Consider the following 22513-nt stretch of genomic DNA (forward strand, 5'->3'; position numbering starts at 1 on the left):
ACTTGTCAAATAGACAGGTGTTTCTCTCTTTTCTTTCTGGCATTTTCTTCATTTTCAAGAGAAAACCGACAAGAAATATAGTTTAATAATGTCTAATTATGGTATACTGTTTAGGAGTAAATCCTGAGGGTTTAGGAAAATGACTAAAGGAGGTTTTTTCTGTATGTCACAGAAAGAAACATTTTATATTACCACCCCAATTTATTACCCAAGTGGGAAGTTACATATTGGGAATTCATATACAACAATCGCCTGCGATGCAATGGCCCGTTACAAGCGTTTAATGGGTTTTGATGTATTTTATTTAACAGGTGTGGATGAACACGGCCAAAAAATTGAAAAAAAAGCTGCTGAGTTGAATGTGACACCAAAAGAGTACGTTGATAAAATGGCAGCAGATGTTCAAAAATTATGGAAAACATTAGATATCAGCTATGATAAATTTATTCGGACAACGGATGATTATCACATGGCAGCCGTGCAACAAATTTTCGATCGTTTAGTAGAACAAGGAGATATCTACCTTGGAGAATATGAAGGTTGGTATTCAGTTTCTGATGAAGAATTTTTCACTGAAACACAATTAGCTGAAGTATATCGTGACGATGAAGGCAATGTCATTGGTGGGAAAGCACCAAGTGGTCACGAAGTCGAATTAGTTAAAGAAGAATCCTATTTCTTCCGCATGAGTAAATATGCGGATCGCTTGGTACAATATTACGAAGAACATCCAGAATTTATTCAACCAGAATCTCGTAAAAATGAGATGCTAAATAACTTCATCAAACCAGGATTGGAAGATTTAGCCGTTTCAAGAACGACTTTCTCTTGGGGAATTCCATTAAAAAATGATCCAAAACATGTGGTTTACGTATGGATTGATGCGTTATCAAACTATATTACAGCACTAGGTTATGGCTCAGAAGATGATTCATTATTCCAAAAATATTGGCCTGCGAACGTGCAAATGGTTGGGAAAGAAATCGTGCGTTTCCATACGATTTATTGGCCAATTATGTTAATGGCCTTGGATTTACCATTACCGAAAAAAGTCTTTGGACATGGTTGGTTATTGATGAAAGACGGAAAAATGTCTAAATCTAAAGGAAATGTTGTTTACCCTGAAATGTTAGTAGAACGCTACGGTCTAGATGCGTTACGTTATTATTTATTACGAGCAATTCCATTTGGTAGTGATGGCGTCTTTACACCAGAAGATTTCGTTTCTCGCTTAAATTATGATTTAGCTAATGACTTAGGAAACTTGTTGAATCGAACAATTGCGATGATTAATAAATATTGTGATGGCAAAGTACCAGCCTATGCTTCAAAAGTTACCCCATTTGATAGTGAACTATCGACAACTGCGGCGAATGTTATTGGAAAATATCATGAAGCAATGGAAAAAATGGAATTTAACACGGCCATTGCAGAAATCTGGACGCTAGTTTCTCGTGCCAATAAATATATTGATGAAACAGCGCCTTGGGTATTGGCTAAAGAAGAAGAGAAACGCAACGAATTAGAAAGTGTCATGATCCATTTAGCGGAAAGCTTACGAATTGTGGCAATCTTATTGCAACCAGTCATGACAGAAACACCAGGGAAAATTTTCGAACAATTAGGCTTAGATCCAGAAACAATGAACATGGAAAATATTCATTTTGGTGAGTTCCCAACAGACGTAACAGTAACAAGTAAAGGAACACCTATTTTCCCACGTTTAGAAATTGAAACAGAAGTAACGTATATTCAAAAGAAAATGTCCCAAAGCGAAAGTGCTACAGAAGAGGATATTAAATGGAATCCAGAAGAAACAACGTTGGTTTCAACGAAAGAAAAACAAATTAAGTACGATGATTTCGATAAAGTGGAATTAAAAGTTGCCGAAGTTATTGACTGTAAAAAAGTCAAAGGAGCAGATAAATTATTGCAATTCCGTTTAGATGCTGGAGATGAAAACCATCGTCAAATTCTTTCAGGTATTGCTGAATTTTATCCAGATCCAGCTGCGCTAATTGGCAAAAAAGTAGTCATTGTGGCTAACTTAAAAACAAGAAAAATGCGTGGTCAAATTAGCCAAGGAATGATTCTTTCAGCTGAATCACCAGAAGGGAAACTTCAAATTGTTGAAGCACCAAAAGAAATGCCAAATGGTGCAGGAATCGCATAAAAGCATAAGTAGTAAAGATAAAAGGTGAATTGTAACCTTTTATCTTTACTACTTTTTTTGTATACTAGAAGAAAAGTGATTTGATGTGGGGGAAGTTTGATGGCTTATCATAAATTTAAATTTTATGAGCAACGAAAAAATGATCCTAAATGGCGTCCGTATTATTTAGAAGCTATGAGAGTAAGGGAACAAGCACGGCTAACAGTTCAACGTAGAAAAAGAAGGGCAAGAATTAGAACCTTTTTAGTGGTTGCGATACTGGTTATTTTAGTTTTTCTGTTATTGGCTCATTGGACTTATTCACAAACAAATGAACTCTCTTTCTCCAGTTTTATCGACGTCCTAAAATCGAAAATCAACGAATTTTTAAATTAAAAGAATCGAAGAAAAGCCTAGAAAAAATCATTTGCGATTTTTCCTAGGCTTTTCTATTTTAGAGTTTCACTTTTTTAGGTATTCGTTTTTTACCAAAACGGCCTTTCGTTAGGCGACTTGGTAAAATGATCAGTAAGAGTGAAAAAGGGACACTAATAATTTGCCACGTGAGTAAACGGCCTAAGCTATTATTTTTATAGAGCCACTCTAATATAAAATGCAGCCCTAAAATACTTAACAAAGCCAAGCCTGTCAGGAAATAAGGCGTTGATACCCAGTCGGTCGTTTTCAAGAGACTAAAACCTAAAGGAATTAGATAAAAGTAAGCACTTGTTAAAGTAATACGCCAACTTTTCATAACAGTGCCTAAATTAATTATAAAAAAAAGTAAAGATAGGACTAAAGCAAAAGGTGGAAACAAAGCCACTAACGCCGAATAGATGGTTCCCCAGACGAGCATTAAGGGACCTTTAACAATAGCGGCAATAAGTGTAAACAAGCCAATTAGGAGTAACTGCTGTGTCAGTGAGCCAAAGGTTAGCAAGCCAAATAAAATAAGCAGTAGCCAGTGCCAAATGGTTTGGTTTTGTTGTTTTCGCTCAATAGTTACATTTTTTTGGATAGAGGTTTTTAAAAAATTTTCTAAATCAGGTGATTGTTTCACCTTCTCACGCTCCTCTCAACTTAAGAGACAACAAACGAGTAGGTCTGCTAATTAAAAAGCAGTACCTACTCGTCTATTATAAGTGGTTTTTCTAAAAATAAAATCCGCCTTAAGTCTCAGTTACCGGGCTGCCAAGTAAGGTGTAAACCATTCAGAAAGTGTGCCGGTATAAGGTAAAACGACCCGTTTCATTCCACGAGAAATAGCAGTATACAGGATTTTTTTATCTCGTTTATTGTCGGAATAACGATTAACATTTGGGTTATGAAGAATTACATTATCAAATTCTAGACCTTTTGCCATATCAATTGATAAAACTTGCAGTGACGGATGTTCTTCCAATGAAAGAGAAGCACTAAGTTCTTTTGTTAATTGTTCTTTTTCTGCAAATGTTTTAGTAATAATGGCGGTGCTTTCTTTCGGATCAAAAGTTGCAATGGAAGTGACGATTGCTTTAAGATAGTCAGACGCAGAGTCACAAGGAATAAATGTCGGCTTTTCTCCATCATGCCGGATGGGCACAATGGTTAATTGCTCTGGTTGAGTGCCTAATGTTTGGAAGAGTCGTGTAATTTCTTTACTTGAACGGTAACTGTTTAATAATTGATACGTTCCAACAGAACGGCTAGTTTCGTTAACCAATAAATCATGAGCTTCAGAAAATTCAATGGCTGTATTAAAAATGGCTTGATTTTCATCACCAGCTAAAGTAAAACTAGCTTTAGGGAAAAGTGTCAGCAGTAATAATAATTGGGCTTCTGTATAATCTTGGACTTCATCGACTAGGATAAAAGCCATTTGCTGGTTGGCGAGGTTTTCAATAAATGCATGTTTCACCAAAATAAGGGCCACAATTTCATCGGCTGTGAAAACAGCTGTCTCTTTTTGATACGATTTTTCAGTGAATAAAGAATAAAACGTTTCAAAAAAGGCCCATTGATCTAGCCAAGCATCATTTTTGATAGCGGCAGTGATAGAGCGATATTTTTTCTTCAAACGTTTTAAAGCAAAATCAGCCAGATGTTTTTCATTATCTTCGGTAATCACTGTGCCAAAATAACGAACTTGTTCAGCTTCTGTTAAATCTTGGAATTGATCCAACATTTTTTTAGAATGGGCTTGTTTTAATAGATAACGTGTCCAAAGACTGGTTAATTTTTCTTTTGTGGCTGAAATTCGTTGGCGAATACTCAAGTCAGCTGGTGTTTCTTGATAAAGTTTAAAAATTGTTTCTGAAGTAAATAAGGTCTGCTTTTTAAAAGTTAAAGGACGGAAAAAATGTGGCTGCACAACCGCTTTTTCAGGATTGCTTAAAAGAAACGTTGCAAATTCTTTTGAACGAATAACGTGCTCTTGCTCCGTTGCCTCAGAGCGAGTAATGCGTTCGAAATAGTCCGTTTCTTCTTCCATTGGCCATGCTTCTTTGGTAGTGAAGCGCAAAAATTGTAAAAGAGTCAAATTCAAGGGATTTCGTTCGCCTAAATTCGGTAAAACTTGAGAAATATAATCAATAAATGTTGAATTTGGTGAAAGTAATAAAATATTATCCGCTGTAATTTCTGCTCGATGTTGATAAAGTAAATAAGCAATCCGTTGCATAATCGCAGACGTTTTCCCACTACCAGCAATCCCGTTGACTAGTAGGAGTGGCTGCGTTTCGTCACGAATTATTTGATTTTGTTCTTGTTGAATGGTTGTCGTAATGTCCTTCATATAAGGAGAAGCATCTTCTTCTAAAGAATGCAATAACACATCATCTTGAATCGCAATGGTTGTGTCAAAATAGTTGATTAATTGATCTTTTTCAATAATTAACTGTCTTTTCAAATCAAGTTGTACAGGAATGGTTTGTTGATGTGCCATGTAGGCTGTTTTTCCTAAAACATTGTCATAAAATAACGAAGCAATCGGTGAGCGCCAATCGTGAATGCGCGTTTCTTCTTCTAAAGAAGTAAAATCGTTTACGCCAATATAAAAGTTTTCTGGCTCTTCAGGGCTGTCTTCAAAAGTCACGCCAATTTTGCCAAAATAAGGAACTTGTAATAGGCGTTTCACTTTGTCTAAATTTTTAGCCGTTGCTTCATTTTTTAAGTTCCACTGATCAATTTCACGGTTCTTCATTTCCAACATGGCAAACGTTTCTAGATTATCGGCATAACTATCAAAATTCAGCTTAGAATCGCGACCAAATTCCTCTAGCATATGTTTGCCATCTTTCATTGTGTTCGCCAATTGCTCTTCGTAAACTTTTTTAGCCGCTTGCAGCTCATGATAAACCGTTGTTAAATGCTGTTGTTCATAAATTTTTTCATCGGTCATGGAGATTCCTCCTTTTAATAACATGACTGAATAGTATACGTTACTTTTAGCATAAATGCAAGCGCTGTTTATGAGGAAATGGCGAATCTTGTCGCCTAGTCATTCAGATTTTTCAAGAAATATGATAAAGTAGAGAGGAGATAAAGGAGGCAATCATAATGATTTTTGATACACATACACATTTGAATGCAGAACAATTTAATGATGATATTCCAGAAACGATTGCACATGCCCAAGAATTGGATGTTACAGAGATGGCCGTGGTCGGTTTTGATGAACCAACGATTGAAAAATCTCTTTTACTTAGTCAGGAATATGCCAATATTTATAGTATCATTGGTTGGCATCCAACAGAAGCGGGTAGCTATACGCCAGAGGTTGAACGACGATTACAAGAACAATTAACGTTGCCAAAAATTGTAGCATTAGGTGAAATCGGTCTTGATTATTACTGGATGGAGGATCCTAAAGAGGTGCAAGAAAAAGTCTTTCGCCGTCAAATTGCGATTGCTCGGGAAATGAATTTACCGTTTAGTGTGCATACGAGAGAGGCATTAGAAGATACCTATCGAATTTTAAAAGATGAAAAAATTTCAGATATTGGTGGAATCATGCATAGTTTCAGTGGCGATGCTGAGTGGATGAAGAAATTTTTAGATTTAGGTTTGCATATTTCTTTTAGTGGCGTCGTAACGTTTAAAAAGGCGTTGGATGTTCAAGAAGCGGCGATGGCGGTACCACTTGAACGAATGTTGGTGGAAACAGATGCACCCTATTTAGCCCCTGTTCCTTATCGTGGTAAACGGAATGAACCAGGCTATACGCGATACGTAGTGGAAAAAATTGCTGAATTACGACAACTAACCTTTGAAGAAGTGGCAGAACAAACGAGAGTCAACGCTCATCGCTTGTTTCGGATAGATAAATGAAAGAAAAAATGAAAGTTGCAGAAATCATTGTCGTTGAAGGAAAAGACGACACACGCCGCATTCAAGAGGTAGTTGCAGCGGATACGATTGAAACGATTGGCTCTGCTATCAATGATGAAATTTTGACACAAATTGAACACGCACAAGAAACGAGAGGCGTGATTATTTTTACAGATCCAGATTATTCGGGCGAAAAAATTCGTAAAACAATAATGGAAGTCGTTCCTGATGCAAAGCATGCTTTTCTATCAAGAAAAGTTGCAGTGCCTAAAAAAAATGGCGGTAGCCTAGGGGTTGAACATGCTAGTGATGAAGCAATTATTGAAGCCTTAAAAAAAGTCGTAACACCTGTTCAAGCTGGTGAGGACTATCAAGAAATTCCTAGACAAACACTAGTTGAATATGGTTTAATAGCGGGAGCAAATGCAAAAAAATACCGTGAATTATTAGGAGATGACCTAAGAATTGGCTATACAAATAGCAAACAGTTAGTCAAACGGTTAAGCATGTTTCGGATTACAGAAGCAGAATTGAAAGAAAGCATGACACGTATTTTAAAAGAACTTGCAAACGAAGAATAACTACATGGAGGAACAAGCGTGACGGACTATAAAGAAATTGCCACACCATCCAGAACCAAAGAAATACTAAAAAAGCATGGATTTTCATTTAAAAAGAGTTTAGGTCAAAATTTTTTGACAGAGCCTAATATTTTAAGAAAAATTGTAGAAACAGCGGGAATTAATCAGCAGACAAATGTTGTCGAAGTCGGGCCTGGAATTGGTGCATTAACAGAGCAATTAGCGATGAACGCGGCACAAGTTGTGGCTTTTGAGATTGATGATCGCTTGATTCCTGTCTTAGCAGATACCTTAAGTCGCTATGATAATGTAACAGTGGTGCATCAAGATGTTTTAAAAGCTGATTTGGTCGAGACAACCAACCAAGTTTTTCAAGAGAAGTATCCGATTAAAGTGGTGGCTAACCTACCTTACTATATTACTACGCCAATTATGATGCATTTTTTAGAATCTTCTTTAGATGTAGCTGAAATGGTTGTGATGATGCAAAAAGAGGTCGCTGATCGAATTGCTGCTAAACCAGGAACGAAAGCTTATGGCTCATTATCAATTGCTGTCCAATATTTTATGGAAGCAAGTGTCGCCTTTATTGTGCCAAAAACAGTTTTTGTGCCGCAGCCCAATGTTGACTCGGCGATTATTAAATTGACGCGCCGTGCTACACCAGCAGTGACAGTGACCAATGAAAAAGAATTTTTCAAATTAACCAAAGCCAGTTTCCAATTAAGACGTAAAACATTGTGGAATAACTTAACGCATTTTTATGGGAAAGATGAACAAACGGTGGCTTGGCTAAAAGAGAGCCTAGCTGAAGCAGAAATTGATCCTTCTAGACGTGGTGAAACATTGTCTTTAGAAGAATTCGCTCGTTTAAGTAATGCTTTAGAAAAAAATAAACCAGTATAAAAAAGAACTTTCTGTTATTTATGAGAAATAACAGAAAGTTCTTTTATGTGTCTTGACACATTGCGGCTGTTCAGCTACACTTGAGAAAAACAAAAGGTGTCATGACACCTTTAGGAGGCAGTTTTAATGAAAACAAACTCAGTAAAACGTTTAACAATTTCAGCACTTTTAATTGCAATGGGGATTATCATTCCAATGGTTATGCCAAGAATTACCATTGGTCCAGCCAGTTTTACGTTAGCAAGTCACGTCCCAGTTTTTATTGCCATGTTTATTTCTCCAGTGGTGGCAATTGCGGTTAGTCTAGGAACAGGTTTTGGTTTTTTCTTATCCGCAACACCGATTATTGCTTTGCGGGCCTTATCTCATTTGATTTTTGCAGTCATTGGCGCAGTGATTTTACAAAAGCATCCAGAAATTTTAATCAATAAAGAGGGGAAATTCACTTTATTAAATGGGAAATTACAGTTGTTTAACGTGGGAATTGGAGTGATTCATTCCGCTGCCGAGCTAGTGGTTGTTTCTGTATTTTACACAATGGGCAACTTGCCAGGAACCTATTATACAGCTGGCTTCATGTATTCTATTTTTCTTTTGATGGGCGTTGGTGGATTAATTCATAGTTTGGTGGATTTCAGTATTGCCTACTTTTTAGCAAGTACCTTAAGTAAACATGTAGATATTCCAACTTTTACAGAAGCGAAACAACCCAAAGTGATAAAGAAGAAGGTTAAATTAGCATAAAGAGAAACAATCGAGGCATCCGTCATTGTGACGGATGCCTCGAGATTTTTTATTTAATGACTTCTTCTGTTTGAGGGTCGAAGAAATGTCCTTTGTTAATATCAAAAGCTAAGTCAATCATTTCACCAGGATGGTGGAAGTCACGAGCATCTACTTTTGAGATAAACTCTGTATCACCAATTTTTGTATAAAGCATGGATTCAGCCCCTAATAATTCAGAAACAACGACTTCAGATTTAATCACCGCATCTTTCATTGCTGTTAAAGCCACTTGTTCGCTATGAATATCTTCTGGACGAATACCGAAAATTAATTCTTTGCCTTCATAACCATGTTCAACAAGCTCTTTGTTTCTTCCTTCAGGAATTGCTAGTTTTAAGCCATGTTGGTTAGAAATAACCCCATTGTTTAAGGTAACTTTGAAGAAATTCATGGCAGGTGAGCCGATGAACCCAGCTACGAACATATTTTTAGGTGTATTGTAAACTTCTTTTGGTGAACCAATTTGTTGAATAAAGCCATCTTTCATAATTACGATTCGGTCAGCCATGGTCATCGCTTCGGTTTGGTCATGTGTCACATAAATTGTCGTAGTTTCTAAACGTTGGTGTAGTTTAGCGATTTCAGCACGCATGGCTACACGTAATTTTGCATCCAAGTTTGATAAAGGTTCATCCATTAAAAAGACTTTGGCATCACGGACAATTGCCCGGCCAAGTGCAACACGTTGGCGTTGTCCACCAGAAAGCGCCGCAGGTTTACGTTGTAAGTACTCTGTTAAGCCCAGAATATCCGCAGCATTTTCCACCCGTTTTTTAATTTCAGCTTTATCATATTTTCTTAGTTTTAAACCAAAGGCCATGTTATCAAAAACAGTCATATGCGGGTAAAGCGCATAGTTTTGGAAAACCATGGCAATATCACGATCTTTCGGTGCAACGTCATTCATGACTTTGTCCCCAATTGATAATTCACCTTCAGTAATATCTTCTAAGCCAGCAATCATGCGCAATGTTGTTGATTTACCGCAACCAGAAGGTCCGACAAAGACGATAAATTCACGGTCTGTAATTTCTAAGTTAAAATCTGTAACAGAATAATGTTCTGCATTGTCATATTTTTTATACACATTTCTAAGCGCCATTTCCACCATTTGATACGTCACTCTTTTCTTTTTGATTTGTTACTCATAGTTTAAATGAAAACGCTATCTTTCGGCAAGGGAGAGTTGCACAAGAAAAAGAAGACTTTTTCGTCAAGGTGACAAAGGGCAAACACTCTCAGCGGATTTATCGATAAACTTTTGTTATAATATAACAAAGACAGGAGTTGGATAACATGAAAATCGCTTTAATCGCTCATGATCGTAAAAAAACATTAATGATCAAACTAGCAACCGCTTATAAACATATTTTAGAAAAACATGAATTGTATGCAACGGGAACGACAGGCATGAAAGTGATGGAAGCAACTGGCTTACCCGTGCATTGCTTTAAATCGGGGCCATTAGGTGGGGATCAACAGATTGGCGCAATGATATCAGAAGACAACATTGATTTAGTTATTTTTTTAAGAGATCCTCTTTCCGCGCAACCGCATGAACCAGACGTGACGGCTTTGATTCGTCTAAGTGATGTCTATGAAATTCCTTTAGCGACCAATATTGGCAGTGCTGAAATTCTTTTGAGAGGTGTCGAGGCGGGGTTTGCGGACTTCCGTGAGGTTATCCATGAAGGGGATCGTCGACCGTTAGCTTTTTAGAGAACCTTAATGGTTATTTTGACTATTTTGTGGTATATTTTATGAGGACTTTTGTCCAAATAAAATAACAGAGTAGGAGACAAAGCGTTAAGTGCTAAAAGGATGGGATGTTGCCTTTTGGACGAAGAACATAAACAGTGTGTTGCTAGAAAGCAAAGGTTCTTACTTTGCTTATCATCAGAACAACACGTTCAGCTTTTTAATGTTCGCGGTTTTGTTTTCGCATTCGCTGCATGGTTCGTCATGTAGCAGCTCTTAGAGGAGATGCTAAAAATGACAAAGAAAAAATTTGGCACAAAATCCATTGCGTTAATGGGCGTACTCATTGCGGTGGTCGTTGTCTTTTCACGCTTTTTTGCGTATGAAACAACGTTTTTAAAAATCAGTTTCACGTTTATCCCAGAATCATTGATTGGGATGATTTTCGGACCTTTTTGGGCTGGAATCGGCACGGCGGTGGCTGATGTGGTAGGAATGTTGCTTTTTCCAAAGGCAGGCTATTTTCCTGGGTTTACTTTAAATGCCTTTTTGGCTGGTGCTATTTATGGTTATTTCTATTATAAGAAAGAAATGACATGGCAACGAGTGATTTTGGCGACATTGTTGGTCACCGTTTTAATTAATATCATTTTAACTCCTTTGTGGTTAAGTTTAATGTATGGCGTCAATCTAGCAAATTTTGCTTGGTGGGTACCACGCTTAATTAAAACAGTTATTTTCTTTCCTATTCAAGTAATTGCCACTTATTATTTAGGCAATAAAATTCCCTTTAAACGTTTATTTGGAAAGCCATTATCTGAATTAGATCAATAAATTTAAAATTAAAAGAGTCACTTTTCATCATCCCAGAAAAGTGACTCTTTTTTATTGTGCTTTTTGATTAAACTGTGCTTCGTAAAGGTCACGATAATAACCCTGTTCTTTTTGCAATAATTCGTCATGGGTGCCAATTTCAACCACTTGACCATTATCCATAACTAGAATTTTTTCAGCACTTTTGATTGTTGCTAAGCGATGGGCAATAACAAAACTGGTCCGGCCAGTCATCATTTGTAAAAAAGCATCCTGAATTTTTTGCTCGGTCAATGTATCAACTGAACTGGTCGCTTCATCTAAAATAAGCATCGGCGGATTACTAATCATCGTGCGTGCAATAGTCATTAATTGTCGTTGTCCTTCAGAAATTTTAACGCCTTGGGAACCAATCTCGGTATCTAGTCCTTGAGGTAAACGCATGACGAAATCAAAAATATGGGCTTTTTTCATGGCTTCTATAATTTCTTCGTCAGAGGCTTCAGGATTTCCGTACGTTAAATTTTCCCGAATGGAGCTATCGAATAGCCAAGTATCTTGGAGAACCATACCAAAACTTTTTCGCAAGCTGTCCCGAGTAATTTGAGTAATGTCGTGAGTATCAACCGTAATTTGGCCACGGTCGACCTCGTAAAAGCGCATTAACAAATTCACTAATGTTGATTTACCCGCACCAGTTCGCCCAACAATGGCAATTGTTTCTCCTGGTTCAGCAATTAAATTAAAGTTTTCGATTAAAGGTCGCGTCGGCGTGTAAGAAAAATCAACGTCTTTAAATTCAACACGGCCTCGCGCTTCTTTCAAAACAATTGCGTTCGAGGCATCAGGACGTTCAACTGGTTGATCCATCATATCAAAGGTACGTTCCAATCCAGCTAAGGCGGCTTGGATTTGGTTGGTGATTCCTGAGAGTTCAATAAAAGGTTTAGAAAATTGACTAGAGTAAATGGTGAAACTGGAAATAACACCAACTGTGACTAAAGGATTGCCACTTAAAACTAACAAGCCACCGACTAATCCAATCGATAAATAAGATAAATGGTCGATAAATCGAGAAAGTGGGTTGGTTAAGGAGGAAGAAAACTGAGCCTTCTGTCCTTTTTCATACAACGTTTGATTCAATGCTTCAAATGTTTCTTGCGTAGCTTGTTCTTGTTGAAAGGCTTTAACAATTTTTTGGTTGCCAACCATTTCTGAAACGAAACCGGAAATTTCACCAACAATCGTTTGTTGTGCAGCAAAGTTTTTTTGTGAAGCTTTTGCAACAAGCCAGTTTACAATAAAAATAATCGGCGTACTGATAAGAACCACTAATGTGAGCAGGGGACTTAGCCGAATCATAAAGAGCAAAGCAACAACGACGGTGGCCATGCCAGAAAATAATTGGTTGAAGACAGCCGAGCAAGCCATTGAAATATTGTCAATATCGTTGGTAAAGCGACTGACGATATTTCCGTGTGACGTTTGGTCATAATAACTTAACGGTAATTGATTTAAATGGGCAAAGGCATCTTTTCTCAGCTGTGTGGTCGATAAATAAGACACGCGATTACCGAGACGTTGAATCAGCCATTGACTTAGAACGGTTACGAGTAAAATCCCTGCTAATAAACCTAAAATTTTGATGAGTTGCGCAGCATTGACTTGTCCTTTACCCACCATTGTATCAACGGATTTACCTATATAATAAGTCATGAGGACAGTCGAAAAACCACTGAGAATTCCTAGGATTAAGGCGCCAATAATTTCTTTTGGATAGCGTAGTAAATACGGCTTAAAACGTGAGAAGGCACCAAAATGAATTTTTTTAGTTTGCATGGGTATCCTCCTCCTGTGACGCAACGATTTCTTGATACTCTTTAGAAGAAGTAAGTAATTCTTCGTGGGTGCCAAGGCCAGCGACTTTTCCACTATCTAGGACTAAAATTTGATTCGCCGTTGCAATCGAACTCACGCGTTGTGAAATTAAAATAACGGTTGTCTCTGCTCGTTCTTTTTGTAAAGCACGACGCAGATTCAAATCTGTTTGATAGTCGAGGGCACTCAAGGAATCATCTAAAATAAGTAAATGCGGTTTCCTAATCAAGGCACGGGCAATGGTCAACCGTTGTCTTTGTCCACCAGAAAAGTTTTTTCCGCCTTCGTTAACAGGCGTGTCTAACCCTTGGTCTAATTGTTCAACAAATTCTTTACATTGGGCGATAGCTAATGCTTCCCAACAGTCTTCATCAGTTGCATTTGGTTTGCCCCATTGTAAGTTTTCTCGAATAGTCCCTGTAAATAAGACGGCAGTTTGTGGAACACTTGCAACTTGTTGGCGTAAAGTAAAGAGCGGCCAATCGCGCACATTTACACCATTAATAAAAAGGTTTCCTGCACTCACATCATAAAATCTGGGAATGAGTTGGGTTAAGGTACTTTTCCCGCTGCCGGTAGGTCCTGTGATGCCGAGAATTGAGCCTTTAGGAATCGTAAAATTGATATTTTCCAAAGCCAAACCGGCCTCTGGTTCATAGCGAAAATCTACATGGTCAAAGGTAATATCACCAAATTGTGGAGATGTTTTTGCTGATTCTGGTGTATCTGTTAACTGGCTTTCTACAGTTAAAACCTCATTGACACGGTTTGCGGAAGCGGCAGCTCGCGTAAAAATTACCACGAGATTAGAAGCAACAATTAAAGCGAGCATCATTTGATTCATATAATTGATCAATGCTAAAACTTCCCCTTGTTGTAAGGAACCAAAAGAAACTTTTAAGCCACTAAAATAAAGTAAAAATAAAATTCCAACATTCATAATCAAAGTGGTTAAAGGCGTTAATAAAGCAGAGACATTCGATACACGAATGTAAATATCGCCTAAATCATCTGAAGCTTTATCAACATGTCGTTGCTCTGTTTCCTTTCTAGCAAACGCACGGATCACACGGACACCGCTTAAGTTTTGACTGATTTGACGGTTTAACCGATCCAAATATTCTTGGACTTTTTGATATAAAGGCACAGTCACTTTAATGATAATAAAGAGAATAAGGCTAAAAATTGGTAAAAGTAATAGGAAAAGAAAGCCCATCTGCACGTCAATGTAAAAAGCCATCACCACAGAACCGATACTTAAAAAAGGTGTCCGAATGACCAACCGAATAAACATCGCTAAAGCTAATTGAAGCTGGTTGATATCGTTTGTGATCCGGGTGATGAGGGTATCTGTACCAAAACTATTCAATTCTTTGTGTGAAAGCTGATTAATTTTCTTCATTAATTGATTTCTTAGCTCCGTCCCAAAACCTTGCGAAGCGACTGAAGCATAGTATTGACAAATCATGACAAAAAATAAACCAACTAACGACATAACAAGCATCCAGAGGGCCATTTCTATGACAGTCTGTCGGTCGTTTTGACGAATACCGACATCGACTAAGTGAGCCATGAATAAGGGCAAGACTAACTCGAAACAAGCTTCTAAAAATTTGAAGACTGGACCGAGGATAATTTGTTTTCGATAATTTTTTGCGTATTTCAATAAACCAAACATAAGATTCCTCCCTTTGCTGCTCTCATTGTAGCCTAATCTTTCAATGAAAGAAAGTTGTTCGCTACATTTTCTCAACTTCTGTTAAAATAGAAGAAAAGAGCAAAGAAGTGGAGTGTGACAGAAACGTGGAAAAAATGAGTCAGGTTATTTTGTTATTTTTTATTTATTCCTTTATCGGCTGGTTATGGGAAACGGTGTATTGTTCATTAAAAGCCAAAAAATTTGTTTATCGAGGATTTTTGGTAGGGCCTTATTGTCCTATTTATGGATTTGGGGTCTTAAGCGTTCTCTATTTTGTGGAACCCTTTGAGAACAATCTCTTGGTATTGTATGTCGGATCGGCTGTTTTAGTGACGATTTTAGAATATGTCACTAGTTATGGCTTGGAAAAATTGTTCCATGCCTCTTGGTGGGATTATCATGATGTACCTTTTAATTTAAACGGTCGCGTGGCTTTACCGGTTTCTCTTTTTTGGGGATTGGGGTGTGTCTTGATTGTCAAAGTTATTCAACCAGAAATCGCCAAAGTTGTCAGCTTTTTACAAGCAACCTTTGGCAACTACTTAGCACTTTGCATAGTGATTGTAATGGGGCTTGACTTAATTTATACGTTGCTGAACATGCAAGGTTTCAAAAAACTTATTACCGAGATGGGCCAAACGTTGGAAACGAACCAACAAGAATTTAAGCAACGGTTGAACACAAAAATGGAAATCGCTACAGCTGATTGGCAGAAGTTAAAAGAACGAACCAAAAAAGAGCATTTCCAAAATCGGTTAAATTTCCAACAACGTCGTTTTATTAACAATTACCCAAAACTAACTTTAAAAAACATTAAAAATTCCAAAGAAGTTCGGCATCTCTTAGAAGATTTGAAGAAAAAGGGCCAATAATTAACAAAAAATATTACAAAATATTTCAATCAATGGTCTAATGGGATAAAAAAAAGAAAAATCGTCAAAAGCTAGTTTTTAAGGCGTCTTAAGAAATTCTTAAAGAATTGAGATAGAAATGGACTAATGAATAAACGCAGGATAAAAAAAGAGTTGCATTTAAATTGTAACAAATTGTAACATGATTGAAATAAAACAAGCCCTCCTGACTAGTATAATGAGTAGGTGTTTTAGATAAGTTAGGAAAGGTGTTGGATTTAGTGAAGGTTAAAAAGTTGATACCATTTTTAACAACAATGATGCTTATCAATTTTGGACTTCCAGTCGCTGCGGCAGCAGAATCACTTGATTCGTTGCAAGAAAAAGAAGCGCAAGCGAAACAATCTGGGGAGTTAATTAGTAAAGAAATCAATTCAGCCTTAGACGATGTAAATGCTAAATATGCGGAAATCGAACGTTTAAAAACGCAAATTTCGAAAGCGGAAGATACGTTGAAAACTTCGAAAGAGGAAATAGAAAAAACAGAAAAAAATATTTCTCGTCGTAAAGAAGCTGTTGGCGATCGTATGAAGGATATTCAATTAAATGGCGACCAACGTACTTGGCAAGCCTTATTAGATGCAGAAAATTTATCAGATTTCTTTAATCGGGCCTACGCCATGACCGTTTTACAAAACTTTGAACGGGAAAAGATTGAAAGCTTAACTAGCGAAAAAGAAAAGTTAGCTGCATTACAAGAAAAAGTTGAAAATACGCAAACAACTTTAAAACAAAATGAAGAGAAATTACAAGTTGAAGCTTCTTCAATGAATAATAAAGTCTCTGAGTTAAAAGAAAAAATGGCGAATAATGAAGAATTATTGGCTCAAATTTCGACAGACAAACAGAAAGAGCAACAACGCTTAGTCAGCGAAAAAGCAGCAGCTGAGGCACAGAAAAAACGTGCGGCAGAAACTGCCAAAGCAGAAGCAGCGAAGAAACAAGCAGCTGCCGACAAACAAGCGCAAGCAGATGCGGCGGCTAAACTAGAAGCCGAAGCTGCTGAAGAGTCAAGCAGTCAAGCATCAAGCTCTTCAACAAGTACGGAAAGCAGTAGCACTGAATCTTCAAGTTCAGCTAGTTCATCCGAATCGTCATCAACGACAGAATCATCGACAGGCGAATCATCAACACCAGGAACTGGCTCTGGTCGTGTGCTTCAGATGGAATCAACTGCTTATTCTTGGCGCGAAGCTGGTGCAAGTAATCTAAGTGCTACTGGTATTGACTTAAGTAAAGAAAGCAATGTAGTTGCAGTCGATCCAAGTGTAATTCCTCTAGGTTCATTAGTGAAAGTCTCTGGTTATGGCTTTGCTATTGCTGGGGATACAGGTGGCGCTATTCAAGGAAATATTATTGATGTTCATTTTGATTCAGTAGACCAATGCCGTCTTTGGGGACGACGTCAGGTTACAGTAGAAATTCAATAATAAATTTGTTATACTAAAGACAAGATAAAAGGAATTGGCTAAGTCAGTAATGATAGTAGCCAGTTCTTTTTTAGTTAAATGTAAAGGAGAATTACAATGATTCGCTCGGCAACAAAAGAAGACGGTAAAGCGATTGCTCGGCTGGTCTTAGTTATTTTAAAAGATATGGAGTTACCAATTTTAGAAGAAGTCTCAGAAGAACAAATGATTGACCTATTAGCAGAGGCAACGGCGTATCCAACCTATCGCTATGGCTATCAACGAATTTTAGTTTATGAACATGCAGGTGAAGTTGCAGGGATTGCTGTCGGCTATCCTGCAGAAGATGAAAAGATTATTGATGAACCTTTAAGAGAAGTCTTTAAAAAACATGGCTTAGCAGAAGATGTTCGGCTATTTATTGAAGAAGAAACCTTGCCTAATGAATGGTATTTAGACACGATCTCTGTGGATGAACGTTTCCGTGGAATGGGAATTGGTTCTAAGTTATTAGATGCTTTACCTGAAGTAGCCAAAGCTAGCGGGAAGCAAGCCTTGGGTCTAAATGTTGATTTTGACAATCCAGGGGCGAGAAAGTTATACGCAAGCAAAGGCTTTAAAGATGTCACAACAATGACTATTAGTGGTCACTTGTACAATCATATGCAAAAAGAAGTGTAAAAATAACGAAGCTAAAGTCAATCACTTTAGCTTCGTTATTTTTCATTAATCCGTTAAAGGATCAAAATCTAATCCAAAATCATCGGAAGTTTTTTGTTTTTTCTTATTATATAACCAGTAGTCAAGGACAGCTGCTATACAGATGCACAACGGTGCGTCCTCATCATTGGCAACAGTTAAAACAAAATAGTCGCCTGTACAAAGCATGGTTTTATCCATTGACATAATTTTTTTATGGACTTGATAAATTGAATATTGATGCGCTTTGATATCACCAACAACTGCCCAGTGAAGGCCTTGAACATAATAGAAATCAGCATTCAAATTGAACAGTTTTCGTAGAGTACCCACTTTTTCAAAACGCTGATATAACTCAAATCGTGTACCAAAAGTCCAAGAAACTTGTTTAATACTGGCTAAAATTTCTCCGTTCATTGCATATAAAGAAAGCGCATCTCCTCGTGTGCCCCAGCGCCCCACCAATAGAAAAAGTGAACGGCCTGCTTGGTCTTTCACGATGGTTCGCGTAACTTTTCCTAACTGTTGTTCTTGAATAAAAAATTCAGACACGACACGATCTCCTTTCTATATATAAATGAGTGCTGTAACTGGTAGTGCTTATTACAAATCTTCTCTTATTGCACGCAGGATGGCTTCGCCAACACCATTTTCTAAATTAGTGGCTGTTTCATATTTAGCATATTCTTTTAATTCCAGTTCGGCATTGCCCATTGCAAAACTTACTCCGGCCCATTGAATCATGCTGACGTCATTTAAATTATCACCAATAGTCATGACTTGTTCAGCGGGAATCCCACGTTCTTTAGCGACGCGCGCAACCGCAATCCCTTTTTGTGCTAGGCGGTGGTTAATTTCAATATTATTAAGCGCAGAAGAGGTAACAACCAAGTCATCTAGTTCTTCTACTTCCATCCCAGCAGGACCTAATACTTTCGGCCCATTCATACTGAAGCCAATAATTTTAAGGACTTCAATCGAGTCATCTTTTAAAATGTCGTCTAAACGATCAACATAGGTAATATGCAATAAAGATAGGTGTGCTGAAGCCATGGCAATCGCCACTTTATAAGTTAAATGGGGCATGGATTCTGCAATATGAGCGGCAAAGTTTTCAATTCTTTTTTCTTGATGTTCAGAAAAAATACCTTTATTTGTAGAGATTTCATAGTAAACATTGTGTTGACTCAAAATAGTTAGTACTTCTGTTACTGTTTCTTTTTCGATCCCAGCCGTGAAAAGTGAGTGTCCATCTTTGTCGAACACTTGGGCGCCGTTTAAAGTAATCATGGCGCAGTCAATTCCAGCTTCTTCTAACGCGGGCTTCGCTTCGGTATATGCGCGGCCAGTAGCAACCATAAATTCGATTCCTAAACGTTCCGCTTCGCGAATTGCTGAAGCGTTATCATTTGTGATGCTCATTTTTGCATCTAAAAGTGTTCCATCCATATCTGAAGCAATTAATTTAATCATCGATTCTCTACACCTCATTATCTATTTAAAGCTTACCTATAGTTTACCACGTTTTTCCAAGAGAAAGTACCCAGAAATTTCTTGTCAGGTTTGGAGAAATTCGTTATGCTTAGAGAGCGAAGGAGTGAGCATTATGAAAGAAATTATTCACAATAGTTGGCAAACTGTTTTATCTGCTGAATTTGAAAAACCGTATTATCAAGAATTGCGGGAATTTTTGAAAAAAGAATATCAGACACAAACGATTTATCCAGATATGTATCATTTATTTTCAGCGTTAGAACTAACCCCTTTTGAAGAAGTAAAAGTAGTAATTTTGGGACAAGACCCATATCATGGACCCAATCAAGCACACGGACTAAGTTTCTCTGTCCAGCCAGGTGTGAAAGTGCCGCCATCTCTTGCGAATATTTACAAAGAATTACAAGCTGATTTAGGGTACCAACCCGTCAACCATGGCTTTTTAGAAAGCTGGGCCAAACAAGGCGTGTTATTATTAAATACTGTGTTGACCGTTCGGGCAGGTCAAGCCTATTCCCATCGAGGCAAAGGGTGGGAGCAACTGACAGATGTCATTATCGAAAAGTTGAATGAGCGTGAAAAACCCGTTGTTTTCATTTTATGGGGACGTCCAGCTCAAGAAAAAATTAAAATGATTGATACGACTCGGCATGTGATTATCAAATCGCCACATCCAAGTCCATTGTCAGCGCATCGTGGTTTTTTTGGCTCACGTCCGTTTTCTCAAGCGAATGCCGCTCTAGAACGTTTAGGGGAAACGCCGATTGATTGGCAACTTCCTGAAACAGTGTAATGTAACAGTGCAAGCTGTTATAGTGTAGAAGAGTTAGTTTGTGAAAAGTTTATCGGATTATTGGTTTTTTTGACTAATACAGCTAGAAAAAACTGTTATTTTCTTTGAGAATAGTGTATGATGGATTTTGTAAATATAAAACTGGAGGGTTTATCGTGGAATTATTCGATAGCTTAAAATTTAAAGTCGTACGCCGTAATATCAAAATTGTTTTCCCTGAAGCAACAGATCCTAGAATCTTAGGTGCTGCTGCCCGCTTAAAATCTGATGAATTAGTAGAACCAATCTTAATTGGTGATCCAACAGATATCGCAAATGCTGCTATGGCTCGTGGAATCAACACATCAAACTTTATTATTATCAATCCAAATGATTATGAAAAATGGGATGAAATGGTCGAAGCATTTGTTGAACGCCGTAATGGAAAAGCTACTAAAGAAGATGCTGAAAAAATCTTAAAAGATGTCAACTATTTCGGTACTATGTTAACTTACATGGGTATTGCTGATGGTATGGTTAGTGGTGCTATCCACTCAACAGGTGATACAGTTCGTCCTGCGTTACAAATTATTAAAACAAAACCAGGCGTGAGCCGTACAAGTGGTGCTTTCTTAATGATTCGTGGTCGTGACCAAGAAAGATATTTATTCTCAGACTGCGCGATTAACGTGAACCCAACTGCACAAGAATTAGCTGAAATTGCTGTTGATAGTGCCAAAACAGCTGAATTATTTGACATTGAACCAAAAGTTTCATTGTTAAGTTTTTCAACAAAAGGTTCTGCAAAAGCACCAGAAGTAACAAAAGTTGCTGAAGCTACAAAAATTGCGCAAGAATTAGCACCTGAATATGCGATTGATGGTGAATTACAATTTGATGCTTCTTACGTATCTTCTGTCGCACAATTAAAAGCGCCTAACTCAAAAGTTGCTGGAGAAGCAACAGTCTTTGTATTCCCAGATTTACAATCAGGAAATATTGGCTACAAAATTGCTCAACGTTTAGGTAACTTTGAAGCAATTGGCCCAATCTTACAAGGATTGAACAAACCAGTTTCTGACTTATCACGTGGTGCAAACGAAGAAGATGTTTATAAATTATCAATCATTACAGCTGCTCAAACATTAATGAACGACTAATTAACTATGTCGAAGCATGATAAATAAGCAAAGTAGAAGTTGAGGTTCCCAGGACACTTGGGCCTCAACTTTATTTTTTTGAAGCTGCTACTAGTCAACTTATTGAATTTTCGGTATACTTTCATACATAGATTCTTGCAGATGGGAGGCAAAAAAATGAACATTGTCCTGAACAATCTATTGGAAACAGAAGCAATTGCTAAAATCATTGGACAAAAGGCACAAGCTGGTGATGTAATTGTCCTGACTGGTGATTTAGGGGCCGGTAAGACGACAATGACGAAAGGGATTGCTTTAGGATTAGGCATTTCCCAAATGATTAAAAGTCCCACCTATACGATTATCCGCGAATATCCACAAGGACGACTTCCGTTATACCATATGGATGTCTATCGTGTTGAAGAGGGTGCGGATGAATTAGGGTTAGATGAGTATTTTGAAGGAGATGGGCTATCCGTTGTAGAATGGGGCAGCTTGATTGAAGAAGAATTGCCAGAAGATTATTTAGAAATTATTTTAAATAAAGATTCTCAAGAAGCTGACAAGAGAGTTCTTGAATTCCGTGGAACTGGTCCATTGGCAGAAGAAAGAATAGCAGAGATTTTACAAGCGTGGGAGGCTCGCGAATATGACTGAACAAACATTTTCTATTCGAGAAGCAGTGCCTACTGATGCGGATCAATTACTATCTGTGATGTCAAAAATTGGGAGTGAAACGCCCTATTTGGTAATGGATGAGCGAGGAATGGCCATGTCGACAACAGAATTGGCTGAAAATCTAGCAACACTCTATGAATCGCCAAATAATGTTTTATTGGTGGCATTAGCGGGAGAAGCGATCATTGGGACCGCATCTGTGTCTGCTTCTTCTAAAAAGCGGATGGAGCATATTGGTGAAATCGGCATTAGTATTTTAAAAGAATACTGGGGCTATGGACTAGGCAGTATCCTAATGGAAGAACTTATTCGCTGGGCGCATGAAAGTCATGTTATTCGTCGCTTGGAATTAACGGTACAGGATCGCAATCAACGAGCGATTCATGTCTATAAAAAATTAGGGTTTGAAACAGAGGCAATTATGCCTCGGGGTGCCAAAACAGACCAAGGTGAATTTTTAGATGTTCATTTAATGCGTTTGCTGATTGATTAATTATTGGTTAATAATTTTAATTTCTTAAATAATCGAACGATAATTGCATGAAAAAACAAAATTTTCGCAATTATCGTTTGTTTCATATTTATTTTTC

General features: G+C 37.6%; 22 protein-coding genes and 1 riboswitch. Of the genes, 15 read left to right on the forward strand and 7 right to left on the reverse strand.

Translation table 11 applies throughout. The features are described 5' to 3' along the window. The first annotated feature begins 163 nt into the window (after nt 1–163). Nucleotides 164–2173 (forward strand): methionine--tRNA ligase, encoded by a 2010-nt coding sequence (metG, locus tag IGL32_RS03320; protein WP_430600085.1) that lies wholly within the window; start codon nt 164–166, stop codon nt 2171–2173. Nucleotides 2174–2272: 99 nt separating this feature from the next. Continuing rightward, on the forward strand, nt 2273–2548 hold the full coding sequence (locus tag IGL32_RS03325) for a hypothetical protein (RefSeq protein ID WP_002361374.1): 276 nt from the start codon (nt 2273–2275) through the stop codon (nt 2546–2548). A 58-nt stretch (nt 2549–2606) separates the two neighbouring features. On the opposite strand, the gene IGL32_RS03330 is transcribed toward IGL32_RS03325, so the two are convergent. Continuing rightward, nucleotides 2607–3212, reverse strand: coding sequence for a hypothetical protein (locus IGL32_RS03330; protein WP_002383359.1), 606 nt, complete (start codon nt 3210–3212; stop codon nt 2607–2609). A gap of 120 nt (nt 3213–3332) precedes the next feature. Then, nucleotides 3333–5555 (reverse strand): HelD family protein, encoded by a 2223-nt coding sequence (locus IGL32_RS03335; protein WP_002379191.1) that lies wholly within the window; start codon nt 5553–5555, stop codon nt 3333–3335. Nucleotides 5556–5689: 134 nt separating this feature from the next. On the opposite strand from IGL32_RS03335, the gene IGL32_RS03340 reads away from it, so the two are divergent. The 4 genes from IGL32_RS03340 to IGL32_RS03355 all read left to right on the forward strand — a co-directional run bounded on the left by IGL32_RS03340 (nt 5690) and on the right by IGL32_RS03355 (nt 8691). Further along, on the forward strand, nt 5690–6460 hold the full coding sequence (locus IGL32_RS03340) for a TatD family hydrolase (RefSeq protein ID WP_430600086.1): 771 nt from the start codon (nt 5690–5692) through the stop codon (nt 6458–6460). Continuing rightward, a complete protein-coding gene (gene rnmV, locus IGL32_RS03345; RefSeq protein WP_002368172.1) occupies nt 6457–7041 on the forward strand; it encodes a ribonuclease M5 in 585 nt (194 codons plus the stop codon). The genes IGL32_RS03340 and rnmV overlap by 4 nt, the downstream gene beginning before the upstream one ends. 18 nt (nt 7042–7059) lie before the next feature. Then, nucleotides 7060–7947, forward strand: coding sequence for a 16S rRNA (adenine(1518)-N(6)/adenine(1519)-N(6))-dimethyltransferase RsmA (gene rsmA / locus IGL32_RS03350; RefSeq protein ID WP_002358849.1), 888 nt, complete (start codon nt 7060–7062; stop codon nt 7945–7947). Nucleotides 7948–8073: 126 nt separating this feature from the next. Continuing rightward, a complete protein-coding gene (locus tag IGL32_RS03355) occupies nt 8074–8691 on the forward strand; it encodes a hypothetical protein (RefSeq protein ID WP_002355821.1) in 618 nt (205 codons plus the stop codon). 49 nt (nt 8692–8740) lie between these two features. Here the strand turns inward: IGL32_RS03355 and IGL32_RS03360 are convergent, their stop codons facing one another. After that, the gene (locus IGL32_RS03360; RefSeq protein WP_002355822.1) at nt 8741–9844 is read right to left on the reverse strand and encodes an ABC transporter ATP-binding protein; all 1104 of its coding nucleotides are present in this window, start codon (nt 9842–9844) and stop codon (nt 8741–8743) included. 185 nt (nt 9845–10029) lie between these two features. On the opposite strand from IGL32_RS03360, the gene mgsA reads away from it, so the two are divergent. Both mgsA and IGL32_RS03370 read left to right on the forward strand, forming a co-directional pair. Further along, on the forward strand, nt 10030–10452 hold the full coding sequence (mgsA, locus tag IGL32_RS03365) for a methylglyoxal synthase (protein WP_002355823.1): 423 nt from the start codon (nt 10030–10032) through the stop codon (nt 10450–10452). A 66-nt stretch (nt 10453–10518) separates the two neighbouring features. After that, nucleotides 10519–10686, forward strand: a riboswitch (THF riboswitch). Nucleotides 10687–10716: 30 nt separating this feature from the next. After that, nucleotides 10717–11265: a folate family ECF transporter S component gene (locus IGL32_RS03370; RefSeq protein ID WP_002385065.1), complete on the forward strand. Its 549-nt coding sequence runs from the start codon at nt 10717–10719 to the stop codon at nt 11263–11265. Nucleotides 11266–11316: 51 nt separating this feature from the next. Here IGL32_RS03370 and IGL32_RS03375 read toward each other — a convergent pair whose 3' ends face one another. Beyond that, complete coding sequence (locus tag IGL32_RS03375) at nt 11317–13083, reverse strand: ABC transporter ATP-binding protein (RefSeq protein ID WP_002376122.1); 1767 nt, start codon at nt 13081–13083, stop codon at nt 11317–11319. Next, on the reverse strand, nt 13073–14800 hold the full coding sequence (locus IGL32_RS03380) for an ABC transporter ATP-binding protein (protein ID WP_002364705.1): 1728 nt from the start codon (nt 14798–14800) through the stop codon (nt 13073–13075). The genes IGL32_RS03375 and IGL32_RS03380 overlap by 11 nt, the downstream gene beginning before the upstream one ends. A 125-nt stretch (nt 14801–14925) precedes the next feature. On the opposite strand from IGL32_RS03380, the gene IGL32_RS03385 reads away from it, so the two are divergent. The 3 genes from IGL32_RS03385 (at nt 14926) to IGL32_RS03395 (ending at nt 17822) form a co-directional block, all read left to right on the forward strand. Further along, entirely contained in the window at nt 14926–15693 is a 768-nt protein-coding gene (locus IGL32_RS03385) for a putative ABC transporter permease (RefSeq protein WP_002387023.1), read from the forward strand. 248 nt (nt 15694–15941) lie between these two features. After that, a complete protein-coding gene (locus tag IGL32_RS03390) occupies nt 15942–17162 on the forward strand; it encodes a 3D domain-containing protein (RefSeq protein WP_002386187.1) in 1221 nt (406 codons plus the stop codon). Between the two features lie 96 nt (nt 17163–17258). Further along, nucleotides 17259–17822: a GNAT family N-acetyltransferase gene (locus tag IGL32_RS03395; RefSeq protein ID WP_002388935.1), complete on the forward strand. Its 564-nt coding sequence runs from the start codon at nt 17259–17261 to the stop codon at nt 17820–17822. Between the two features lie 45 nt (nt 17823–17867). On the opposite strand, the gene IGL32_RS03400 is transcribed toward IGL32_RS03395, so the two are convergent. Together IGL32_RS03400 and IGL32_RS03405 are read right to left on the reverse strand one after the other, a co-directional pair. Continuing rightward, on the reverse strand, nt 17868–18392 hold the full coding sequence (locus IGL32_RS03400) for an LURP-one-related/scramblase family protein (RefSeq protein ID WP_002355833.1): 525 nt from the start codon (nt 18390–18392) through the stop codon (nt 17868–17870). 51 nt (nt 18393–18443) lie between these two features. Continuing rightward, the gene (locus tag IGL32_RS03405) at nt 18444–19313 is read right to left on the reverse strand and encodes a Cof-type HAD-IIB family hydrolase (protein ID WP_010826433.1); all 870 of its coding nucleotides are present in this window, start codon (nt 19311–19313) and stop codon (nt 18444–18446) included. A gap of 133 nt (nt 19314–19446) precedes the next feature. On the opposite strand from IGL32_RS03405, the gene IGL32_RS03410 reads away from it, so the two are divergent. The 4 genes from IGL32_RS03410 (at nt 19447) to IGL32_RS03425 (ending at nt 22416) form a co-directional block, all read left to right on the forward strand. Continuing rightward, nucleotides 19447–20127 carry a uracil-DNA glycosylase gene (locus IGL32_RS03410; RefSeq protein WP_002363309.1) on the forward strand — a complete coding sequence of 227 codons (681 nt, stop codon included), beginning with the start codon at nt 19447–19449 and terminating at the stop codon, nt 20125–20127. Between the two features lie 155 nt (nt 20128–20282). Next, nucleotides 20283–21266, forward strand: a complete 984-nt coding sequence (gene pta / locus IGL32_RS03415) for a phosphate acetyltransferase (protein WP_002355836.1) — start codon at nt 20283–20285, stop codon at nt 21264–21266. A 141-nt stretch (nt 21267–21407) separates the two neighbouring features. Next, nucleotides 21408–21902, forward strand: a complete 495-nt coding sequence (gene tsaE, locus IGL32_RS03420; RefSeq protein WP_016617971.1) for a tRNA (adenosine(37)-N6)-threonylcarbamoyltransferase complex ATPase subunit type 1 TsaE — start codon at nt 21408–21410, stop codon at nt 21900–21902. Then, nucleotides 21895–22416, forward strand: a complete 522-nt coding sequence (locus IGL32_RS03425; RefSeq protein WP_002366315.1) for a GNAT family N-acetyltransferase — start codon at nt 21895–21897, stop codon at nt 22414–22416. The genes tsaE and IGL32_RS03425 overlap by 8 nt, the downstream gene beginning before the upstream one ends. Nucleotides 22417–22513 lie beyond the last annotated feature (97 nt).

This window comes from Enterococcus sp. AZ035 (assembly GCF_050548325.1).
In the GTDB taxonomy this organism is placed as follows: Bacteria; Bacillota; Bacilli; order Lactobacillales; family Enterococcaceae; genus Enterococcus; species Enterococcus faecalis.

Excerpts from the sequence above, each read along its gene's own strand:
- IGL32_RS03395 (WP_002388935.1), top strand. The coding sequence starts at position 17,259 with ATGATTCGCTCGGCAACAAAAGAAGACGGTAAAGCGATTGCTCGGCTG.
- mgsA (WP_002355823.1), top strand. The coding sequence starts at position 10,030 with ATGAAAATCGCTTTAATCGCTCATGATCGTAAAAAAACATTAATGATC.
- metG (WP_430600085.1), top strand. The coding sequence starts at position 164 with ATGTCACAGAAAGAAACATTTTATATTACCACCCCAATTTATTACCCA.
- IGL32_RS03325 (WP_002361374.1), top strand. The coding sequence starts at position 2,273 with ATGGCTTATCATAAATTTAAATTTTATGAGCAACGAAAAAATGATCCT.
- IGL32_RS03405 (WP_010826433.1), bottom strand. The coding sequence starts at position 19,313 with ATGATTAAATTAATTGCTTCAGATATGGATGGAACACTTTTAGATGCA.
- IGL32_RS03355 (WP_002355821.1), top strand. The coding sequence starts at position 8,074 with ATGAAAACAAACTCAGTAAAACGTTTAACAATTTCAGCACTTTTAATT.
- IGL32_RS03410 (WP_002363309.1), top strand. The coding sequence starts at position 19,447 with ATGAAAGAAATTATTCACAATAGTTGGCAAACTGTTTTATCTGCTGAA.
- rnmV (WP_002368172.1), top strand. The coding sequence starts at position 6,457 with ATGAAAGAAAAAATGAAAGTTGCAGAAATCATTGTCGTTGAAGGAAAA.
- IGL32_RS03380 (WP_002364705.1), bottom strand. The coding sequence starts at position 14,800 with ATGTTTGGTTTATTGAAATACGCAAAAAATTATCGAAAACAAATTATC.
- IGL32_RS03360 (WP_002355822.1), bottom strand. The coding sequence starts at position 9,844 with ATGGTGGAAATGGCGCTTAGAAATGTGTATAAAAAATATGACAATGCA.
- tsaE (WP_016617971.1), top strand. The coding sequence starts at position 21,408 with ATGGGAGGCAAAAAAATGAACATTGTCCTGAACAATCTATTGGAAACA.
- IGL32_RS03375 (WP_002376122.1), bottom strand. The coding sequence starts at position 13,083 with ATGCAAACTAAAAAAATTCATTTTGGTGCCTTCTCACGTTTTAAGCCG.
- IGL32_RS03370 (WP_002385065.1), top strand. The coding sequence starts at position 10,717 with ATGCTAAAAATGACAAAGAAAAAATTTGGCACAAAATCCATTGCGTTA.
- IGL32_RS03335 (WP_002379191.1), bottom strand. The coding sequence starts at position 5,555 with ATGTTATTAAAAGGAGGAATCTCCATGACCGATGAAAAAATTTATGAA.
- IGL32_RS03340 (WP_430600086.1), top strand. The coding sequence starts at position 5,690 with ATGATTTTTGATACACATACACATTTGAATGCAGAACAATTTAATGAT.
- IGL32_RS03425 (WP_002366315.1), top strand. The coding sequence starts at position 21,895 with ATGACTGAACAAACATTTTCTATTCGAGAAGCAGTGCCTACTGATGCG.